General features: G+C 69.3%; 1 protein-coding gene and 1 pseudogene. Both read right to left on the bottom strand.

Annotated features, from left to right (window positions below):
• Window positions 1–182 (bottom strand): annotated as a pseudogene (locus FFS27_RS32785) (hypothetical protein); the annotation flags it as partial.
• A 202-nt stretch (window positions 183–384) separates the two neighbouring features.
• Window positions 385–1,343 (bottom strand): alpha/beta hydrolase (locus FFS27_RS32780; RefSeq protein WP_137952558.1); only part of this gene is annotated, 959 nt, incomplete at its 5' end.

Genomic DNA, 1,343 nt, shown 5'->3' with positions numbered 1-1,343 from the left:
CGGCCATAGTAGTCCAGGCGCGGCGCATAGACCCCTTCCAGGGCCTTGCCGCTGCGTTGCCCGTGGGCGGCCTGCCAGCGCTGGAACAGGCCGAGGATTTCGCTTTCGGCGGCAGCCTGGACCAGCGCTGGGTACAGGCAGAAGAGCGCGGCGCAGAATACCGGGCGCAAGAGTCGGCGCATCGAGAACATCCTTGTCGTTCGATTGAGGCGAACGCCGATTGTCCCCTATCCGCCGACGCTGGCAAATGGCCCTGGACGATTTTTTCCGATTCCGCAACGCGGTGGGCATTGCGGACACGCTCCGGACAGCCTTCCCCCACCTCTAGGCCGCGGCACGGCGGATAACCGCAAGCGGCTATCCGCCCCACGCCAGCCAGCCGGCTCAATGCGCCGGCAACAAGGCCTGCAACCCTTCGGCAAGCTCCAGGCTCCACGCCGCGTAGTCGTGACCGCCGGGGAACTCGCGGTAGTGCAGCGGGTAGCCCTTGCCTTGCAGCGCCGCGCGCAGGCTGCGGTTGCTGCCGAGAATGCCGTCCGCCTCGGGCTCCTCGAGCAGGCCGGAACTGAGGAAGAACGTCAGCGGCAAACGCTCGCCAGCGGCGAACTGCCGTACCAGCCACTGCGGCTGCTGCTCGTCCGGCCCCCACCAGAACGAGCCGGACAGGCTCAGCACCTTGCCGAAGCGTTCCGGATAACGGTAGGCGATGCAGCCCGAGGCCAACCCGCCGTAGCTGGAACCGGAAAGCACGCGATCGGCAGGCTCCTCGCTCAATGCATAGCGCTGCTGCAACCAGGGCAGCAGCTCATGGGCGAGCATGTCGGCGAAGGCCTCGTTGCAGGGCAGCTCACGGCCCCGGCTGCTGGCGTCGACATTGCCGACAATCACCGCCAGGGTCGGGCGGATGCGCCCGGCAGCGATCAGGTTGTCGAGGATGGTCGGGGTCGGTACGTCGCGCGCGTAGTGGTCCTCGTCGAACAGCACCAGCAGCGGATAGCGCTGGCCCTCGGGGTCGTAGCCCGGCGGCGTGTAGAGCGTCAGCTGGCGCTGGTTGGCCAGGGCCTGGCTGCTATAGCCGAGGCGCTCCACCTTGCCGCGCGGCACGTCCTTGCGCGGCTGGTCCCAAGTCTCGGCAGGGGCGCCGCCGAGCTGCACCAGCGAGGCCTGCTCGGCCCGCGGCAGCGCGCGGCTGTTGAGCCACGGCGTGCGGCTCAGCGGGTCCGGCCGCGCCGCCGCCTGCAAGGCCAGGCGCAAGGTGCCGCGATCGGCCTGTTGCAGGTCCGGCAGGTCGGCGCTGAGCTGGTAGGAAACCCGCGCGTCGTGGCGCAGCGGCAGGCTCAGGT

It is taken from the genome of Pseudomonas sp. 2VD (genome assembly GCF_005503585.1).
In the GTDB taxonomy this organism is placed as follows: domain Bacteria; phylum Pseudomonadota; class Gammaproteobacteria; order Pseudomonadales; family Pseudomonadaceae; genus Pseudomonas; species Pseudomonas aeruginosa.
This window is presented reverse-complemented; position numbering and strand designations above follow the sequence as displayed.